The sequence below is a fragment of the Aureimonas sp. SK2 genome (assembly GCF_029813115.1).
GTDB lineage: Bacteria > Pseudomonadota > Alphaproteobacteria > Rhizobiales > Rhizobiaceae > Aureimonas.
In genome coordinates this window covers 368,816-385,412 of sequence record NZ_JAPZDS010000001.1, presented here as the reverse complement: position 1 = coordinate 385,412, position 16,597 = coordinate 368,816, and the positions used below count along the sequence as shown (strand labels likewise).

The 16,597-nt window shown below is 64.5% G+C and carries 27 protein-coding genes; all 27 read right to left on the bottom strand.

The features are described 5' to 3' along the window. Window positions 1-139: 139 nt before the first annotated feature. The 27 genes from O5O54_RS01990 to rpsL all read right to left on the bottom strand — a co-directional run bounded on the left by O5O54_RS01990 (window position 140) and on the right by rpsL (window position 16,365). Window positions 140-733 (bottom strand): adenylate kinase, encoded by a 594-nt coding sequence (locus O5O54_RS01990; RefSeq protein WP_279478482.1) that lies wholly within the window; start codon window positions 731-733, stop codon window positions 140-142. Then, complete coding sequence (gene secY, locus O5O54_RS01985; RefSeq protein ID WP_279478480.1) at window positions 730-2,073, bottom strand: preprotein translocase subunit SecY; 1,344 nt, start codon at window positions 2,071-2,073, stop codon at window positions 730-732. Before secY ends, O5O54_RS01990 begins: the two co-directional genes overlap by 4 nt. 205 nt (window positions 2,074-2,278) lie before the next feature. Continuing rightward, entirely contained in the window at window positions 2,279-2,755 is a 477-nt protein-coding gene (rplO, locus tag O5O54_RS01980) for a 50S ribosomal protein L15 (RefSeq protein ID WP_279478479.1), read from the bottom strand. Between the two features lie 16 nt (window positions 2,756-2,771). After that, window positions 2,772-2,975 (bottom strand): 50S ribosomal protein L30, encoded by a 204-nt coding sequence (rpmD, locus tag O5O54_RS01975; protein WP_407061639.1) that lies wholly within the window; start codon window positions 2,973-2,975, stop codon window positions 2,772-2,774. A gap of 64 nt (window positions 2,976-3,039) precedes the next feature. Beyond that, on the bottom strand, window positions 3,040-3,591 hold the full coding sequence (gene rpsE / locus O5O54_RS01970; protein ID WP_055885533.1) for a 30S ribosomal protein S5: 552 nt from the start codon (window positions 3,589-3,591) through the stop codon (window positions 3,040-3,042). Between the two features lie 178 nt (window positions 3,592-3,769). Further along, window positions 3,770-4,132 (bottom strand): 50S ribosomal protein L18, encoded by a 363-nt coding sequence (gene rplR, locus O5O54_RS01965; RefSeq protein ID WP_279478475.1) that lies wholly within the window; start codon window positions 4,130-4,132, stop codon window positions 3,770-3,772. A gap of 10 nt (window positions 4,133-4,142) precedes the next feature. Beyond that, the gene (gene rplF, locus O5O54_RS01960; protein WP_279478473.1) at window positions 4,143-4,676 is read right to left on the bottom strand and encodes a 50S ribosomal protein L6; all 534 of its coding nucleotides are present in this window, start codon (window positions 4,674-4,676) and stop codon (window positions 4,143-4,145) included. Window positions 4,677-4,720: 44 nt separating this feature from the next. Next, window positions 4,721-5,119 (bottom strand): 30S ribosomal protein S8, encoded by a 399-nt coding sequence (gene rpsH / locus O5O54_RS01955; protein WP_279478471.1) that lies wholly within the window; start codon window positions 5,117-5,119, stop codon window positions 4,721-4,723. A 12-nt stretch (window positions 5,120-5,131) separates the two neighbouring features. Next, window positions 5,132-5,437, bottom strand: coding sequence for a 30S ribosomal protein S14 (gene rpsN, locus O5O54_RS01950; RefSeq protein ID WP_279478469.1), 306 nt, complete (start codon window positions 5,435-5,437; stop codon window positions 5,132-5,134). A gap of 22 nt (window positions 5,438-5,459) precedes the next feature. Next, entirely contained in the window at window positions 5,460-6,017 is a 558-nt protein-coding gene (gene rplE, locus O5O54_RS01945; protein WP_279478467.1) for a 50S ribosomal protein L5, read from the bottom strand. Further along, window positions 6,010-6,333, bottom strand: a complete 324-nt coding sequence (gene rplX / locus O5O54_RS01940) for a 50S ribosomal protein L24 (RefSeq protein WP_119539729.1) — start codon at window positions 6,331-6,333, stop codon at window positions 6,010-6,012. The genes rplE and rplX overlap by 8 nt, the downstream gene beginning before the upstream one ends. Window positions 6,334-6,345: 12 nt before the next feature. Further along, window positions 6,346-6,714: a 50S ribosomal protein L14 gene (rplN, locus tag O5O54_RS01935; RefSeq protein WP_055885514.1), complete on the bottom strand. Its 369-nt coding sequence runs from the start codon at window positions 6,712-6,714 to the stop codon at window positions 6,346-6,348. A 67-nt stretch (window positions 6,715-6,781) separates the two neighbouring features. Next, entirely contained in the window at window positions 6,782-7,027 is a 246-nt protein-coding gene (gene rpsQ, locus O5O54_RS01930; RefSeq protein ID WP_279478465.1) for a 30S ribosomal protein S17, read from the bottom strand. 12 nt (window positions 7,028-7,039) lie between these two features. Next, entirely contained in the window at window positions 7,040-7,240 is a 201-nt protein-coding gene (gene rpmC, locus O5O54_RS01925; RefSeq protein WP_279478464.1) for a 50S ribosomal protein L29, read from the bottom strand. Between the two features lie 11 nt (window positions 7,241-7,251). After that, window positions 7,252-7,665 (bottom strand): 50S ribosomal protein L16, encoded by a 414-nt coding sequence (rplP, locus tag O5O54_RS01920; RefSeq protein ID WP_055885507.1) that lies wholly within the window; start codon window positions 7,663-7,665, stop codon window positions 7,252-7,254. A gap of 26 nt (window positions 7,666-7,691) precedes the next feature. After that, window positions 7,692-8,420 (bottom strand): 30S ribosomal protein S3, encoded by a 729-nt coding sequence (gene rpsC / locus O5O54_RS01915; protein WP_119539726.1) that lies wholly within the window; start codon window positions 8,418-8,420, stop codon window positions 7,692-7,694. Next, window positions 8,420-8,806, bottom strand: a complete 387-nt coding sequence (rplV, locus tag O5O54_RS01910) for a 50S ribosomal protein L22 (RefSeq protein WP_279478459.1) — start codon at window positions 8,804-8,806, stop codon at window positions 8,420-8,422. The genes rpsC and rplV overlap by 1 nt, the downstream gene beginning before the upstream one ends. A 1-nt stretch (window position 8,807) precedes the next feature. Then, window positions 8,808-9,086: a 30S ribosomal protein S19 gene (gene rpsS / locus O5O54_RS01905; RefSeq protein ID WP_061936381.1), complete on the bottom strand. Its 279-nt coding sequence runs from the start codon at window positions 9,084-9,086 to the stop codon at window positions 8,808-8,810. A 12-nt stretch (window positions 9,087-9,098) separates the two neighbouring features. Further along, window positions 9,099-9,935 carry a 50S ribosomal protein L2 gene (gene rplB / locus O5O54_RS01900; RefSeq protein ID WP_279478455.1) on the bottom strand — a complete coding sequence of 279 codons (837 nt, stop codon included), beginning with the start codon at window positions 9,933-9,935 and terminating at the stop codon, window positions 9,099-9,101. 26 nt (window positions 9,936-9,961) lie between these two features. Next, window positions 9,962-10,255 (bottom strand): 50S ribosomal protein L23, encoded by a 294-nt coding sequence (locus O5O54_RS01895; RefSeq protein ID WP_182084598.1) that lies wholly within the window; start codon window positions 10,253-10,255, stop codon window positions 9,962-9,964. Beyond that, window positions 10,252-10,872, bottom strand: coding sequence for a 50S ribosomal protein L4 (rplD, locus tag O5O54_RS01890; protein ID WP_055885488.1), 621 nt, complete (start codon window positions 10,870-10,872; stop codon window positions 10,252-10,254). Before rplD ends, O5O54_RS01895 begins: the two co-directional genes overlap by 4 nt. Next, window positions 10,872-11,588, bottom strand: a complete 717-nt coding sequence (gene rplC / locus O5O54_RS01885; RefSeq protein ID WP_279478446.1) for a 50S ribosomal protein L3 — start codon at window positions 11,586-11,588, stop codon at window positions 10,872-10,874. Before rplC ends, rplD begins: the two co-directional genes overlap by 1 nt. A 64-nt stretch (window positions 11,589-11,652) precedes the next feature. After that, window positions 11,653-11,961 (bottom strand): 30S ribosomal protein S10, encoded by a 309-nt coding sequence (gene rpsJ / locus O5O54_RS01880; RefSeq protein WP_006205468.1) that lies wholly within the window; start codon window positions 11,959-11,961, stop codon window positions 11,653-11,655. Between the two features lie 168 nt (window positions 11,962-12,129). Next, entirely contained in the window at window positions 12,130-13,305 is a 1,176-nt protein-coding gene (gene tuf, locus O5O54_RS01875; protein WP_279478025.1) for an elongation factor Tu, read from the bottom strand. Window positions 13,306-13,369: 64 nt separating this feature from the next. Then, window positions 13,370-15,460 (bottom strand): elongation factor G, encoded by a 2,091-nt coding sequence (gene fusA, locus O5O54_RS01870; protein WP_279478035.1) that lies wholly within the window; start codon window positions 15,458-15,460, stop codon window positions 13,370-13,372. Window positions 15,461-15,487: 27 nt separating this feature from the next. Beyond that, window positions 15,488-15,958 carry a 30S ribosomal protein S7 gene (rpsG, locus tag O5O54_RS01865; RefSeq protein WP_055889358.1) on the bottom strand — a complete coding sequence of 157 codons (471 nt, stop codon included), beginning with the start codon at window positions 15,956-15,958 and terminating at the stop codon, window positions 15,488-15,490. Window positions 15,959-15,993: 35 nt separating this feature from the next. Beyond that, window positions 15,994-16,365, bottom strand: coding sequence for a 30S ribosomal protein S12 (rpsL, locus tag O5O54_RS01860; RefSeq protein ID WP_149300277.1), 372 nt, complete (start codon window positions 16,363-16,365; stop codon window positions 15,994-15,996). Window positions 16,366-16,597 lie beyond the last annotated feature (232 nt).

Sequence of the window (16,597 nt, the reverse complement as noted above, 5' to 3'; positions counted from 1 at the left end):
TCACGGCCCTCGCGAGCCGCTCTAAACGCCAAACGACCGACCGCAAACGCTTCTGCGTATGCGCCGATCGCCTGATGATGCGCGAATTGGACGGGTCCTTATAAGATTCCCGGCCCGTTCGTCAACCATGCACGGCCGATCAGGCCGTGACCTTCGCTTCGAGAACGCGCTCGATCTCCGCCGTGACGCTGTCCACCGGCGCCATGCCGTCGATCTGCCGAAGCAGGCCGCGCTCGCGATAATAGGGAGAAACGGCCGCTGTCGCCTGCCGGAACTCCTTCAGCCGACGGTGGAACACCTCCGGCGTATCGTCCTTCCGCACTGGAAGCCCGGCCTCGGCCGTCTCGCGTGCACGCTTCTCGATCCGTTCGACGAGCTTCTGCTCATCGACCTTGAACTCGAGCACCGCGTCGATCGCGAGCTTGCGATCGTCGAGCATCCGGTCGAGCGCCTCGGCCTGCGCGACGGTGCGCGGGAATCCGTCGAGGATGAACCCCTTGCGCGCGTCGTCCTGGTCGATCCGGTCGGCGACGATGCCGATCACGATCTCGTCCGACACCAGTTGCCCGGCGTCCATCACGGCCTGCGCACGACGTCCGATCTCGGTTCCCTTGGCGACAGCCTCCCGAAGCATGTCGCCGGTCGAAAGCTGGGGAGTCCCATGCCGCTCGACAAGACGTTGCGCCTGAGTCCCCTTCCCCGCTCCAGGGGGGCCCAGCAGTATGACCCTCATCGAGTTCCTCGCCTTCCTCCACGCAGCTTCGCCTTCTTGACGAGGCCTTCGTATTGATGGGCCAGCAGGTGTCCCTGCACCTGGGCCACCGTGTCCATCGTCACCGAAACGACGATCAAGAGCGACGTGCCGCCGAGATAGAACGGAATGCCGGCCGCCGAGATCAGAATTTCCGGCAGAAGGCAGATCACCACGAGGTAGATCGCGCCGACCACCGTGATGCGGGTGAGCACGTAATCGATGTAGTCCGCCGTGCGCTCGCCCGGACGGATGCCGGGAATGAAGCCGCCATGCTTCTTCAGGTTGTCGGCCGTGTCCTTCGGATTGAAGACGATGGCCGTGTAGAAGAAGGCGAAGAAGGCGATCATGCCGGCATAAAGCAGCATGTAGAGCGGCTGGCCGTGGCCGAGCGAGGCGATGATCGCCGTCGCCCAGCCTGGCAGCGTCGAGGTGTCCGAGAAGTTCGCGATCGTCACCGGCAGGAGCAGCAGCGAGGATGCGAAGATCGGCGGGATGACGCCGGCGGTGTTGAGCTTCAGCGGCAGGTGCGACGTGTCGCCCTGGAACATGCGGTTCCCGACCTGGCGCTTCGGATACTGGATCAGAAGCCGCCGCTGCGCACGCTCGAAGAACACGACGCCAGCGACGCAGACCACGACCACGACCACGACGATCAGGATGATGGCCGTCGAAAGCGCGCCGGTGCGGCCAAGCTCGAGGAGGTTCGCCAGAGCCGACGGCAGGTTGGCCGCAATGCCCGCGAAGATGATCAGCGAGATGCCGTTACCGATGCCGCGCGCGGTGATCTGCTCGCCGATCCACATCAGGAACATCGTGCCGCCGACCAGCGTGATGACGCTGGACAGGAGGAAGAAGGCACCCGGATTGGTGACGATGCTGCTTGTGGACTGGAGGCCGGCAGCGATGCCGTAGGCCTGCACCGTGGCGAGCAGCACTGTGCCGTAGCGCGTGTACTGGTTGATGACCTTGCGCCCGGACTCGCCCTCCTTCTTGAGGGCTTCGAGCGACGGGATCACCGACGTCATCAGCTGGATGATGATCGACGCGGAAATGTACGGCATGATGCCGAGCGCGAAGATCGCCATGCGGCCGACGGCTCCGCCGGCGAACATGTTGAAAAGGCCGAGAATGCCGGTCGACTGCTGATGGAACGCCTGCGCCAGCGCATCCGGATCGATGCCGGGCATCGGGATGTAGGTGCCCAGACGATAGACCAGGAGAGCGCCGAGGGTGAACCAGATGCGCTTCTTCAAGTCTTCCGCCTTCGAAAAGGCTGAGAAGTTCAGGTTTGCGGCGAGTTGTTCCGCGGCCGATGCCATGTCTGCGCTCTCTCCGGATGGTCCGACACGGGCAGCCCGAAATCTTCGGGCCGCGCGGACGATTCCGACACGTTCGTGACGGTATGTAGAACGGCCTGCCGACGCGAATTACAAGACAAATTCGGTCACAGAAACGTCCCGCACGAAAAAAGCCGCCCTCTCATCGGAGGGGCGGCTTTCGTTCTTCAACCGCGGGTGGCGGTTATCAGGCTTCCGCCGCAGGCTTCTCGGGAACGGTGAGCGTGCCACCGGCCTTCTGAACCTTTTCGACCGCGGAGCGCGAGGCGCCGTCGGCTACGATGGTCAGCTTGGCCGTTACTTCGCCGTCGCCCAGGATCCGCACGCCATCGCGGCCGCGGCGAACGACGCCGGCGGCCTGAAGGGCGGCCAGGTCGATCGTGGACTTCGCGTCGAGCTTGCCGGCCTCGATCGCCTTGGCGATCTTGTCGAGCGAGACGACGTTGAAGTCCTTCGCGAAGATGTTCACGAAGCCGCGCTTCGGCAGGCGACGGTAGAGCGGCATCTGGCCGCCCTCGAAGCCGTTGATGGCGACGCCGGAACGGGCCTTCTGACCCTTCACGCCGCGACCACCGGTCTTGCCGGAGCCGGAGCCGATGCCGCGGCCCAGACGCTTGCGCGAATGGGTGGCGCCGTCCTTGTCGGCGATCTCGTTGAGCTTCATCTCGTTCACTCCCGGCTTACTTGCCGTCGACGACGCGGACGAGGTGGCTGACCTTGGCGATCATGCCACGGACCGAAGGCGTATCCTCCAGCGTCCGAACGCGGTGCATCTTGTTCAGCCCGAGGCCGATCAGCGTGGCACGCTGGTCGCTCGGACGGCGGATCGGGCTTCCGATCTGTTCGACGGTGATCGTCGAGCCCTGGACTTCAGTCTTGGACATCATTCGGCTCCTTGAGTGGGGACGACGGGGGCGGAGCGCAAATCCTTGCGCTCGCGCTCGACCATCAGTCCTCAGCGCCGACCAGGTCGCGGCGACGCGCCTGGAGCGTGGAATACTTGATGCCGCGACGGGCAGCGACATCCTTCGGATGCATCTGACCCTTCAGGGCGTCGAACGTGGCGCGAACCATGTTGTAGGGGTTCGACGAGCCGAGCGACTTGGCGACGACATCGTGCATGCCGACGGCCTCGAACACGGCGCGCATCGGACCACCGGCGATGATGCCGGTACCGGCCTCGGCGGTGCGCAGGAGCACCTTGCCGGCGCCGTGGCGGCCCGCCACGTCGTGGTGGAGCGTGCGCCCGTCGCGCAGCGGCACGAAGATCAGGTCGCGCTTGGCGGCTTCCGTGGCCTTGCGGATGGCCTCGGGAACTTCGCGTGCCTTGCCGTGGCCGAAGCCGACGCGGCCCTTCAGGTCGCCAACGACGACGAGCGCGGCGAAGCCGAAGCGACGGCCGCCCTTCACCACCTTGGCGACGCGGTTGATGTGGACGAGCTTGTCGACGAAGCCGTCATCCCGCTCTTCGCGGTCGTTACGTTCATTGCGAGGCGCCATATCCTGTCCTTGTTTTTTTCCGGAGGCGTCCTAGGGAAGGTGCCGGCCATGCGGCACCTGGCAAAAGGCAGCGACGTTGCCCCTCGGGGTCGTCGCGGCCCGTAAAGCACGACACGGCCGGCGGGTAAACCCACCGGACCGCGTTCATGCCGAAGATCGGTGGCCCGAAGGCCAGCGATCAGAAATTCAGGCCGCCCTCACGAGCGGACTCGGCCAGCGCCTTGATGCGGCCGTGATAGATGAACGCGCCGCGATCGAACACGACGTCGGTCACCCCGGCTTCCTTAGCGCGCTCCGCGACAAGCTTGCCCACCGCAGCGGCGGCCGCCACGTCGGCGCCCGTCTTGAGCTCGCCGCGAAGGCCGACGTCCAGCGTCGAGGCCGCGGCCAGCGTACGGCCGGCGGCGTCGTCGATGATCTGGGCGTAGATGTTCTTGGACGAACGATGGACCGAAAGGCGCGGACGCCCGTTCGCCACCGCCTTGAGAGAACGGCGGACGCGGGATGCGCGGCGCCGGAGGAGTTCCTTCTGCGTTGCCATGTCCCGAGCCTTACTTCTTCTTGCCTTCCTTGCGGACGATCTTCTCGTCAGCGTACTTCACGCCCTTGCCCTTGTAGGGCTCGGGGCCGCGATACTCGCGGATCTCCGCCGCCACCTGACCGACCTGCTGCTTGTCGATGCCGGTGATGACGATCTCCGTCGGCTTCGGAACGGCGATCTGGATGCCTTCCGGAACCGGGTAGAGAACGTCGTGGCTGAAGCCGAGCGCGAGCTGCAGGTTCTTGCCCTGCATCGAGGCACGGTAGCCGACGCCGGAGATCTCGAGACGCTTCTCGAAACCGTCCTTCACGCCCGAGAGGATGTTGACGATCATCGTGCGGGACATGCCCCACTTCGACCGAGCATCCTTCGAGTCGTCACGCGGATCGACCTTGATCGACCCGTCTTCCATCTTCACGAGTACTTCGTCGTTGACGACGAAGGAAAGCTCGCCCTTCGGGCCTTTGGCCCGGACGGTCTGGCCGTCGACCGAGGCGGTGACACCGCCCGGGACGGCAACCGGCTTCTTGCCAATACGAGACATCTGAGAACCTGTCCGTTGATCGCTTGGGAGACCTCGATGCCGCGTCAGAAGACGCGGCAGAGGATCTCGCCACCGACGTTCTGTTCGCGAGCGGCGTGGTCCGCCATGACGCCCTTCGGGGTCGAGAGCACCGAGATGCCCAGGCCGTTGGCGACGTGCGGGATGGTCTTCGCCGAAACGTAGACGCGGCGGCCCGGCTTCGACACGCGGGCGATCTCCTTGATGACGGGAGCGCCCTCGTAATACTTGAGTTCGATGTTGAACTCGGCCGTGCCGTTCTCGAACTTCGTCTCGGAGTAACCGCGGATGTAGCCCTCGTCCTTGAGCACGTCGAGGACGCGCGCGCGGAGCTTGGACGCCGGCGTGGCGACGGACGACTTGTTCCGCATCGTGGCGTTGCGGATGCGGGTGAGCATATCGCCGAGAGGATCGGAAAGTGCCATTGCAGTGCCTCCTTACCAGCTCGACTTGACGACGCCGGGGATCTGCCCCGTGTTGCCGAGATCGCGCAGGGCGATACGGCTCATCTTGAGCTTGCGGTAGTAGGCGCGCGGACGACCCGTCACCTCGCAGCGGTTGCGAACGCGAACCTTGGAGGAGTTGCGCGGCAACTCGGCCAGCTGGAGCTGAGCGCGGAAACGCTCCTCCATTGAGGCCTCCTGGTTCGTGGTCACAGCCTTCAGCGCCTCGCGCTTGGCCGCATACTTCGCGACCAGCTTCTGCCGGCGCTTGTTCTTCTCGATGGCGCTCTTCTTGGCCATAAGCTTTTCCTTTCGCCTGCCGTTACTGGCGGAACGGGAAGTTCAGCGCCTTCAGAAGGGCGCGGGCTTCCTCGTCGGTCTTCGCCGTCGTACACACGATGATGTCCATGCCCCACATCTGATCAACCTTGTCGTAGTTGATCTCGGGGAACACGATGTGCTCCTTCAGACCCATGGCGAAGTTGCCACGGCCGTCGAAGCTCTTGGGGTTGAGGCCGCGGAAGTCGCGCACGCGGGGCAGAGCGATCTGCACCAGGCGATCCACGAACTCGTACATGCGCTCCTTGCGAAGGGTGACCTTCGCGCCGATCGGCATGTTCTCGCGCACCTTGAACCCGGCGATCGAGTTGCGGGCGCGCGTGATGACGGGCTTCTGACCGGCGATCTTCGCCAGGTCCTCGGCCGCGATGGAAGGCTTCTTGGAATCGCCGGTGGCCTCACCGACGCCCATGTTGATCACCACCTTGTCGAGCCGCGGCACCTGCATCTCGTTGGAGTACTTGAACTCCTCGAGAAGCTGCTTGCGGATCTCGTCGCGGTATACGGCCTTGAGCCGAGGCGTGTAGCTGGTCTCAGCCATCGATCTGTTCTCCCGAACGCTTGGCGACGCGCACCTTCTTCGCGTTCTCGCCTTCGCCGACAACCTTGAAACCGACGCGGGTCGGCTTGCCATCCTTCGGGTCGGCGACCGAGAGGTTCGAGAGGTGGATGGGAGCCTCCTTGGAGACGATCCCGGCTTCCTGGCTCGCGGTCTGCTTCTGGTGGCGCTTCACCATGTTCACGCCGGAGACGACCGCACGGTCCTCCTTCGGCATGACCTGGAGCACCTTGCCCGAGCGGCCCTTGTCCTTGCCGGCCAGCACGACGACGTTGTCGCCCTTTTTGATCTTCTGCATCGGTCCGGCTCCTTACAGCACTTCCGGGGCCAGGGAAATGATCTTCATGTGGTTCCGGCCGCGCAGCTCGCGGGGCACGGGTCCGAAGATACGAGTTCCAACCGGCTCCTTCTTGTTGTCGATCAGCACCGCCGCATTGCGGTCGAAGCGGATCACGGAACCGTCCGGGCGGCGGATGTCCTTGGCCGTGCGAACCACGACCGCCTTCATCACGTCACCCTTCTTCACGCGGCCGCGCGGAATGGCCTCCTTGATCGAAACGACGATAATGTCGCCGACCGAGGCATACTTCCGCTTCGAGCCGCCCAGCACCTTGATGCACATGACACGACGGGCGCCGGAGTTGTCCGCCACATCGAGGTTTGTTTGCATCTGAATCATGTCAGGCCGCCTTCAAATCACGAGCAGCCGGGGAGCGCAGGATCATGCGCTGCACCCGAGCCTATATTCACTGAGCCGAAGCCTGGGAGGCAACGACGATCCAAGTCTTGTCCTTCGAGATCGGCTTGGTCTCCTCGATGGAGACGATATCGCCGACCTTGTGCTGGTTGGACTCGTCGTGCGCCTTATACTTCTTCGACCGGCGAACGGTCTTCTTGAAGAGCGGATGCGTGAAGCGACGCTCCACGAGCACGACGACCGTCTTGTCATTCTTATCGGAGACCACGGTCCCCTGCAAAACGCGTTTCGGCATAGTTGACTACCTTCAGGCCTTGGCCGTGCCGGCCTTCTGGCGGGCAATGGTCTTGATCCGGGCGATGTCGCGACGGACTTCCTTGACTCGAGACGTGTTCTCGAGCTGGCCGGTGGCACGCTGGAAGCGCAGGTTGAACTGCTCCTTCTTGAGCTTGCCGAGCTCGGTGGTCAGCTCGTCCTGCGTCTTGGTGGTGAGATCGGAGGCTTTCATCGAACTTCTCCTTACTCGGCGATGCGCTGGATGAACCGCGTGCGGATCGGAAGCTTGGCCGCGCCGAGGCGCAGGGCCTCGCGAGCGACGTCTTCCGCCACGCCGTCGATCTCGAACATGATGCGGCCGGGGGCGACGCGCGCCGCCCAGTACTCGATCGCACCCTTGCCCTTACCCATGCGGACTTCCGTCGGCTTGGCGGTGACCGGCAGGTCCGGGAAGATCCGGATCCAGACGCGGCCCTGGCGCTTCATCTGACGGGTGATCGCGCGGCGAGCCGCTTCGATCTGGCGGGCCGTAACACGCTCTGGCTCGAGTGCCTTCAGGCCGAAGGTCCCGAAGCTGAGCAACGAGCCGCCCTTGGAGTTCCCGTGAATGCGTCCCTTGAACGCCTTCCGGAACTTCGTGCGCTTTGGTTGCAACATTTCCTATTACTCCGAAACTTCGCCTATCAGGCGTGCTCGCGCTCGCGCTCGCGACGACGGTTATTGCCGCCACCGGAGTTCGAACCGTCGCCCTCGACCGCCCGACGCTCGGAAGCCATCGGATCGTGCTCCAGGATCTCGCCCTTGAAGATCCAGACCTTCACGCCGCAGACACCGTACGCCGTATGGGCTTCGGCGGTGCCGTAGTCAACATCCGCGCGCAACGTATGCAGCGGAACGCGGCCCTCGCGGTACCATTCCATGCGGGCGATCTCGGCGCCGCCGAGACGACCGCCGCAGTTGATGCGGATGCCTTCCGCGCCGAGGCGCATGGCGGACTGCACGGCGCGCTTCATGGCGCGGCGGAACGCGATGCGGCGCTCCAGCTGCTGCGCGATGGACTGCGCCACCAGCGTCGCGTCGGTCTCGGGCTTGCGGACCTCGACGATGTTGATGTGCGTCTCGGCGTTGGTCATCGACGAGAGCTTCTTGCGGAGCTTCTCGATGTCGGCGCCCTTCTTGCCGATCACGATGCCCGGACGCGCCGAGTGGATCGTGATGCGGCACTTCTTGTGCGGACGCTCGATGACGATCTTGGAGACCGCCGCCTGCTTGAGCTCGTTGAGGAGGTACTTGCGGATCGCAAGGTCCTCGTGGAGCAGCTGGCCGTACTCGCCCGTGTTGGCGAACCAACGCGAATCCCAGGTCCGGTTGATGCCGAGGCGCAGGCCGATCGGATTGACTTTCTGACCCATTACGCGGCCTCCTCTTCGGCCTTCTCGCGGACGATGATCGTCAGGTGCGAGAAGGGCTTCTCGACCCGGCTCGCACGACCGCGACCGCGGGCGTGGAAACGCTTCATCGTGATCGACTTGCCGACGAAGGCCTCGGCGACGACGAGGGCGTCGACGTCGAGGTCATGGTTGTTCTCGGCGTTCGCGATGGCGCTTTCCAGCGTCTTCTTCACCGTCTCGGCGATCCGCTTGCGCGAGAAGGTCAGGTCCGCGAGGGCGCGGTCCACCTTCTTGCCGCGGATCATCTGCGCGACGAGGTTCAGTTTCTGCGGGCTCACGCGGATCGTACGGGCGACTGCCTTCGCCTCGTTGTCCTTGAGCACGCGCTCGGCCTTGGCCTTGCCCATGTTACTTCCTCTTCGCCTTCTTGTCGGCGCCGTGGCCGTAATAGGTACGGGTCGGGGAGAACTCGCCGAACTTGTGTCCGACCATGTCCTCGTTGACCGAGACCGGGATGTGCTTGTTGCCGTTGTAGACGCCGAACGTGAGACCCACGAACTGCGGCAGGATCGTGGAGCGACGGCTCCAGATCTTGATGACTTCGTTGCGACCGCCGGAGCGGACCTTTTCGGCCTTCTTCAGCAGGTAGCCATCAACGAACGGACCTTTCCAGACGGAACGTGTCATGGAGTGTTTCCCTTACTTCTTGCGCTGATGGCGCGAGCGCATGATGAACTTGTCGGTCGCCTTGTTCTGGCGCGTGCGCTTGCCCTTCGTCGGCTTGCCCCACGGGGTGACCGGATGACGGCCACCCGAGGTGCGGCCTTCACCACCGCCGTGCGGGTGGTCGACCGGGTTCATGGCGACGCCGCGAACGTGCGGGCGACGACCGAGCCAGACCGAGCGACCGGCCTTGCCCAGGTTGATGTTGCCGTGGTCCGGGTTGGACACCGCACCGACCGTGGCGAAGCACGAGCCCGAGACGAGGCGCTGCTCGCCCGAGTTCAGGCGCAGGATCGCCATGCCCTGGTCGCGGCCGACGAGCTGCGCATAGGCGCCGGCGGAGCGGGCGATCTGCCCGCCCTTCATCGGCTTCATCTCCACGTTGTGGATGATGGTGCCGACGGGCATCGCCGAAAGCGGCATCGCGTTGCCGGGCTTCACGTCCACGCCGGTGAGACCGGCCACCACCTTGTCGCCGGCAGCAAGGCGCTGCGGCGCCAGGATGTAGGACAGCTCGCCGTCCTCGTAGCGAAGCAGCGCGATGAACGCGGTGCGGTTCGGGTCGTATTCCAGGCGCTCCACCGTGGCGACGACATCAAGCTTGCGACGCTTGAAGTCGATCATGCGGTAGGTGCGCTTGTGACCGCCCCCCTGATAGCGGGCGGTGATGCGACCCATGTTGTTGCGGCCGCCGCTGGAGTGCAGGCCCTCGGTCAACTGCTTGACCGGCTTGCCCTTCCAGAGGCCCGAGCGGTCGACCAGCACCAGCTGGCGGGTGCTCGGGGTGACCGGCTTGAAGTTCTTCAGTGCCATGATCTTCTATTCCTCGCAGCCAGCCGTCAGAGACCGGTCGAGACGTCGATGGACTGGCCCTCGGCCAGCGTCACGATCGCCTTCTTCTGGTCGCTCTGGCGGCCCGGACGGCCGCGGAAGCGCCGCACCTTGCCCTTGCGGACGAGGGTGTTGACGGCAGTGACCTTGACACCGAACAGAGACTCGACGGCCGCCTTGATCTGCGGCTTGGTCGCGGTCTTCGCAACGTTGAAGATCACCTGGTTGAACTCGGAGACCAGCGTCGACTTTTCAGTGATGACCGGGCTCGTGATGACGTCGTAGTGGCGCAGATCGCTCATTTGAAGCGCTCCTCGAGGGCCTCGACGGCAGCCTTCGACAGGACAAGCGTCTGACGGCGCAGAATGTCGTAAACGTTGATGCCCTGAACCGGCAGCACGTCGATGTTCGGGATGTTGCGGGCCGAGCGAGCGAAGTTCTCGTTCAGCTGCGCGCCGCCGATGATCAGCGCGTTCGTCAGGCCGAGGCCCGCGAACTGGGCGAGCACCGCCTTGGTCTTGCCGTCCGCAGAGGTCAGGTCGTCGATGACGATCAGACCGCCCGACTTGGCCTTGGCCGAGAGGGCGTGCTTCAGAGCGAGCGCACGGACCTTCTTGGGAAGGTCGTGGGCATGGCTGCGCGACACCGGGCCGTGGGCCTTGCCGCCGCCGCGGAACTGCGGAGCGCGGGCCGAGCCGTGACGGGCGCGACCGGTGCCCTTCTGCTTGTAGAGCTTGGCGCCCGTACGAGCGATCTCGGCGCGGCCGAGCGACTGGTGCGTGCCCTGCTGACGCTTGGCGAGCTGGTAGCGAACCATGCGCTGGAGGATGTCCTCGCGCGGCTCGAGACCGAAGATCTCGTCGGCCAGGGTCACCGAGCCGGCCTCAGCGCCGGCGAGGGTCTTGATCTTGATGTCCATTACTCGGTTCCCTCGGAAGCGGCCGAAGCGCCGTTGTTGGCGGCCTGGCGCAGGGCAGCCGGCTTGGGGGCGTTCTCGGGGAGCTTCGCCTTGACGGCGTCGCGCACGTAGATCCAGCCACCCTTCGAGCCCGGCACGGCGCCGCGGATCAGGAGCAGGCCCTTGTCGGCGTCCGTGCGGACAACTTCGAGGTTCTGGGTCGTGACGCGGGTCTGGCCCATGTGGCCGGCCATCTTCTTGTTCTTGAAGACCTTGCCGGGATCCTGGCGCTGACCGGTCGAACCGTGCGAGCGGTGCGAGACCGACACGCCGTGCGTGGCGCGCAGACCGCCGAAATTGTGGCGCTTCATGACGCCGGCGAAGCCCTTACCGATCGAGGTGCCGGTGACGTCCACCAGCTGGCCCGCGACGAAGTGGTCGGCCGTGATCTCGGCGCCCACGTCGATCAGGTTGTCGTCCGACACGCGGAACTCGGCAACCTTGCGCTTGGGCTCGACGGAGGCCTGCGCGAACACGCCGCGCATCGCCTTGGAGGTGTTCTTCACCTTGGCGGTGCCGACACCGAGCTGAACGGCGGTGTAGCCGTTCTTGTCCTGGGTCCGCTGACCCACGACCTGGAGGTTCTCGATCTTGAGAACCGTGACCGGCACGTGCTCGCCCGCATCATTGTAGATGCGGGTCATGCCGACCTTCTGTGCAATCACACCTGAACGCATTCTTGGTTCTTTCTTCAGAGGAACCTTAGGAGCCTTGGCGGCCCGGCCGGTTCATGTCCGCTCGTTAGAGCTTGATCTCGACGTCCACGCCTGCGGCGAGGTCGAGCTTCATCAGCGCATCGACCGTCTGCGGCGTCGGGTCGACGATGTCGAGGAGCCGCTTGTGGGTGCGCATTTCGAACTGCTCGCGGGACTTCTTGTCCACGTGGGGCGAGCGGTTGACCGTGAACTTCTCGATACGGGTCGGCAGCGGGATAGGCCCGCGCACGTTGGCGCCGGTGCGCTTTGCCGTCGATACGATCTCGCGGGTAGAGGCGTCGAGCACGCGGTGGTCGAACGCCTTCAGGCGGATGCGAATATTCTGGCCGTTCATTGCATTCGTCCTTCCGTCGGAGCCATGCCGGAGTGCCGGCGCTTTCCGATCGCTAAATAGTCTTCAGCCGATCAAACCGGACGCCTGAACGGCGCCCGAACCGCCCCGTAGGGCAAAGAGAACGCGGCGGTGTATACCGCCGCGCTCTTGACTTCAAGAGGCCGAAACTTACTCGACGATGCTGGCGACGATACCGGCGCCGACGGTGCGGCCGCCCTCGCGGATGGCGAAGCGCAGCTTCTCTTCCATCGCGATCGGAACGATCAGCTTGACGTCCATCGTCACGTTGTCGCCCGGCATCACCATCTCGGTGCCCTCGGGCAGCGTCACCACGCCCGTCACGTCCGTCGTGCGGAAGTAGAACTGCGGACGGTAGTTCGTGAAGAACGGCGTGTGGCGGCCGCCCTCCTCCTTGGTCAGGATGTAGGCCTCGGCCATGAAGCGCGTGTGCGGCTTCACCGAACCCGGCTTGCACAGAACCTGACCGCGCTCCACGCCCTCGCGGTCCACACCGCGAACCAGCGCGCCGATGTTGTCGCCCGCCTGGCCCTGGTCCAGAAGCTTGCGGAACATCTCGACGCCCGTCACCGTCGTCTTCTTCGAATCGCGGATGCCCACGATCTCGACTTCCTCACCGACCTTCACGATGCCGCGCTCCACGCGACCCGTCACCACCGTGCCGCGGCCCGAGATCGAGAACACGTCCTCGATCGGCATCAGGAACGGCTGGTCGACCGGACGCTCCGGCGTCGGGATGTAGGCGTCCACCTCGGCCATCAGCTTGCGCACCGCGTCCTCGCCGATCTCCTTGTTGGAGTCCTCGAGGGCGGCCAGCGCCGAGCCCTTGACGATCGGAATGTCGTCGCCCGGGAAGTCGTAGGACGACAGGAGCTCGCGCACCTCCAGCTCGACGAGCTCGAGAAGCTCGGCGTCGTCGACCTGGTCGACCTTGTTCAGGAACACCACGATCGCGGGAACGCCGACCTGGCGCGCCAAGAGGATGTGCTCGCGCGTCTGCGGCATCGGGCCGTCGGCCGCCGAGCAGACCAGGATCGCACCGTCCATCTGCGCCGCGCCCGTGATCATGTTCTTCACGTAGTCGGCGTGACCCGGGCAGTCCACGTGCGCGTAGTGACGGTTCTCCGTCTCGTACTCCACGTGCGCCGTCGAGATCGTGATGCCGCGTGCCTTCTCCTCCGGCGCCGCGTCGATCTGGTCGTACGCGCGGAACTCGCCGAAGTACTTCGTGATCGCCGCCGTCAGCGACGTCTTCCCGTGATCAACGTGACCAATCGTCCCGATGTTCACATGCGGCTTGTTACGCTCGAATTTGCTCTTCGCCATGGTAGGCTCTCCAATTCATGTGCCCGGATGGGCTTCAGAGGGTGGTCGCCGAGGCCGAAAGGCCTCAGGCGTACTTCTTCTGGATTTCTTCGGCGACCTGGTTCGGCACCTGCTCGTAGTGGTCGAACTGCATCGTGTACTGCGCGCGGCCCTGGGACATCGAGCGGAGCGTGTTGACGTAGCCGAACATGTTCGCCAGCGGCACCATCGCGTTCACCACGGTCGCGATGCCGCGAGCCTCGGTGCCCTGGATCTGGCCACGGCGGGAGTTCAGATCGCCGATCACGTCGCCGACGTAGTCTTCCGGCGTCACGACCTCGACCTTCATGATCGGCTCGAGCAGCTTCGGACCGGCCTTGGCGATGGCTTCACGGAAGCCGGCGCGCGAGGCGATTTCGAAGGCCAGGACCGAGGAGTCGACGTCGTGGAAGGCGCCGTCGATGAGCTCGGCCTTGATGTCGACCATCGGGAAGCCAGCGAGCGGACCGGAGGTCATCACCGAGGCGATACCCTTCTGAACGCCCGGCACGTATTCCTTCGGAACGGCGCCGCCGATGATCTTCGACTCGAAGACGAAGCCCGTGGTCGGCTCGCCCGGCTCGATGTGCAGCTTCACGCGGGCGAACTGGCCGGTACCACCGGTCTGCTTCTTGTGCGTGTAGTCGACATCCGCGGCGCGGGTGATCGTCTCGCGATAGGCCACCTGCGGAGCGCCGATGTTCGCCTCGACCTTGAACTCGCGCTTCATGCGGTCGACGAGAATGTCGAGATGAAGCTCGCCCATGCCCGCGATGATCGTCTGGCCCGACTCCTCGTCCGTCTTGACGCGGAAGGACGGGTCCTCGGCCGCGAGACGGTTGAGCGCGAGGCCCATCTTCTCCTGGTCGCCCTTGGTCTTGGGCTCAATCGCGATCTCGATGACCGGATCGGGGAACTCCATGCGCTCCAGGATGACCGGCTTCAGCGGGTCGCAGAGCGTGTCGCCCGTGGTGACTTCCTTGAGGCCGGCCAGGGCGACGATGTCGCCGGCATAGGCCTCTTCGATGTCCTCGCGCGAGTTGGAGTGCATCTGCAGCATACGCCCGATGCGCTCCTTCTTCTCCTTCACCGTGTTCTGGACGCCGGTGCCCTTGGTGAGCTTGCCGGAGTAGATGCGGCAGAAGGTAAGCGAACCGACGAACGGGTCGTTCATGATCTTGAAGGCGAGCATGGAGAGCGGCTCGTCGTCCGACGACACGCGGCTGGTCTCGGTCTCGGTCTTCGGATCGATGCCCTTGATGGCGGGCACGTCGACCGGCGACGGCAGGAACTCCACCACGCCGTCGAGCAGCGGTTGGACGCCCTTGTTCTTGAAGGCCGAGCCGCAGAAGATCGGCGTGAAGGTCACCTCGCAGGTGCCCTTGCGGATCAGCGCGCGGAGCTGATCGTTCGAAGGCATGTTGCCCTCGAGGTAGGCCTCCATCGCGGCCTCGTCGACCTCGACGGCGGTCTCGATCATGAGCTCGCGATACTCGGCGGCGCGGTCCTGCAGGTCGGCCGGGATCTCGACGACGTCCCACTGGGCGCCGAGCGACTCGTCGCGCCAGATGAGGGCGTTCATCTCGATCAGGTCGACGACGCCCTTGAACTCGTTCTCGGCGCCGATCGGCAGCTGGACGACGATGGGCTTGGCGCCGAGGCGAGTCTTGACCATCTCGACGCAGCGGTAGAAGTCAGCGCCCGTCTTGTCCATCTTGTTGACGAACATCATGCGCGGCACGTGGTACTTGTCGGCCTGGCGCCAGACGGTCTCCGTCTGCGGCTCCACGCCGGCATTGGCGTCGAGGAGCGCGATCGCGCCGTCGAGCACGCGCAAGCTGCGCTCGACCTCAATCGTGAAGTCGACGTGGCCCGGGGTGTCGATGATGTTGAAGCGGCGCTTCTTGCCGTCGCGACCTTCCCAGAAGGTGGTGGTCGCAGCGGACGTGATCGTGATGCCGCGCTCCTGCTCCTGCTCCATCCAGTCCATGGTCGCGGCGCCGTCGTGGACTTCGCCGATCTTATGGGACTTGCCGGTGTAGTAGAGGATACGCTCGGTCGTGGTCGTCTTGCCGGCATCGATGTGGGCCATGATGCCGAAATTGCGGTAGTCTTCGATCTTGTATTCGCGGGCCATGGGGCGTCGCCTTTCGAAGAGAGTGTCTTACCAGCGGTAGTGCGAGAAGGCGCGGTTCGCTTCCGCCATGCGGTGCGTGTCTTCGCGCTTCTTCACGGCGGTGCCGCGGTTGTTGGCGGCGTCCATCAGCTCGCCCGACAGACGATCCACCATCGTGGTCTCGTTGCGGTTGCGGGCGGCCGTGATCAGCCAGCGGATGGCGAGAGCCTGGCGGCGCTCCGGGCGAACGTCGACCGGGACCTGGTAGGTCGCACCACCGACGCGGCGCGAGCGCACTTCGACGTGCGGCGCGACGTTGTCGAGCGCCTGGTGGAAGATCGCGATCGCGTCCTGACGGGTCTTCTGGTTCACGACGTCGAAGGCGCCGTACACGATGGTCTCGGCGACCGACTTCTTGCCGTCGTACATGACGGCGTTCATGAACTTCGTGACAACGAGATCGCCGAACTTCGGATCCGGGTTGATCTCACGCTTCTCTGCAGAGTGACGACGGGACATCTTTTAGTCTCTCAATCTCGGACGGTCGTTCGGGCTTACTTCGGACGCTTTGCGCCGTACTTCGAACGACGCTGCTTGCGGTCCTTGACGCCCTGCGTGTCGAGCACGCCGCGGATAATGTGGTAGCGAACGCCCGGAAGATCCTTCACGCGGCCGCCGCGGATCATGACCACGGAGTGCTCCTGAAGGTTGTGACCCTCGCCCGGGATGTAGCCGATGACCTCGAAGCCATTGACCAGACGGACCTTGGCGACCTTACGCAGAGCCGAGTTCGGCTTCTTCGGGGTCGTGGTGTAGACGCGGGTGCAAACGCCGCGCTTCTGCGGATTGGCCTGGAGCGCCGGAACGGTGTTGCGCTCGCTGGGACGAACGCGCGGCTTCCGGATCAACTGGTTGATGGTCGGCATTCCAACCTTCCTTCTCTTCAAATCTCGGTTCGGAACGTTCGGCACCACGGCGCACCAAGCCTACGGCTCATGCACGAAACCGGGCATCGACCTCACCTAGTAAGAGGTCTGCCCGGCATTGAAGCAGAGGATCACGGGCGAAACCGCAATCATGCGTCCAGCAATGGTACGTCTCGTTGAACGAAGCCTTGTTTGAAGCGCTGGTCCCCGACGCGTCGTCAGGAAAGCGATG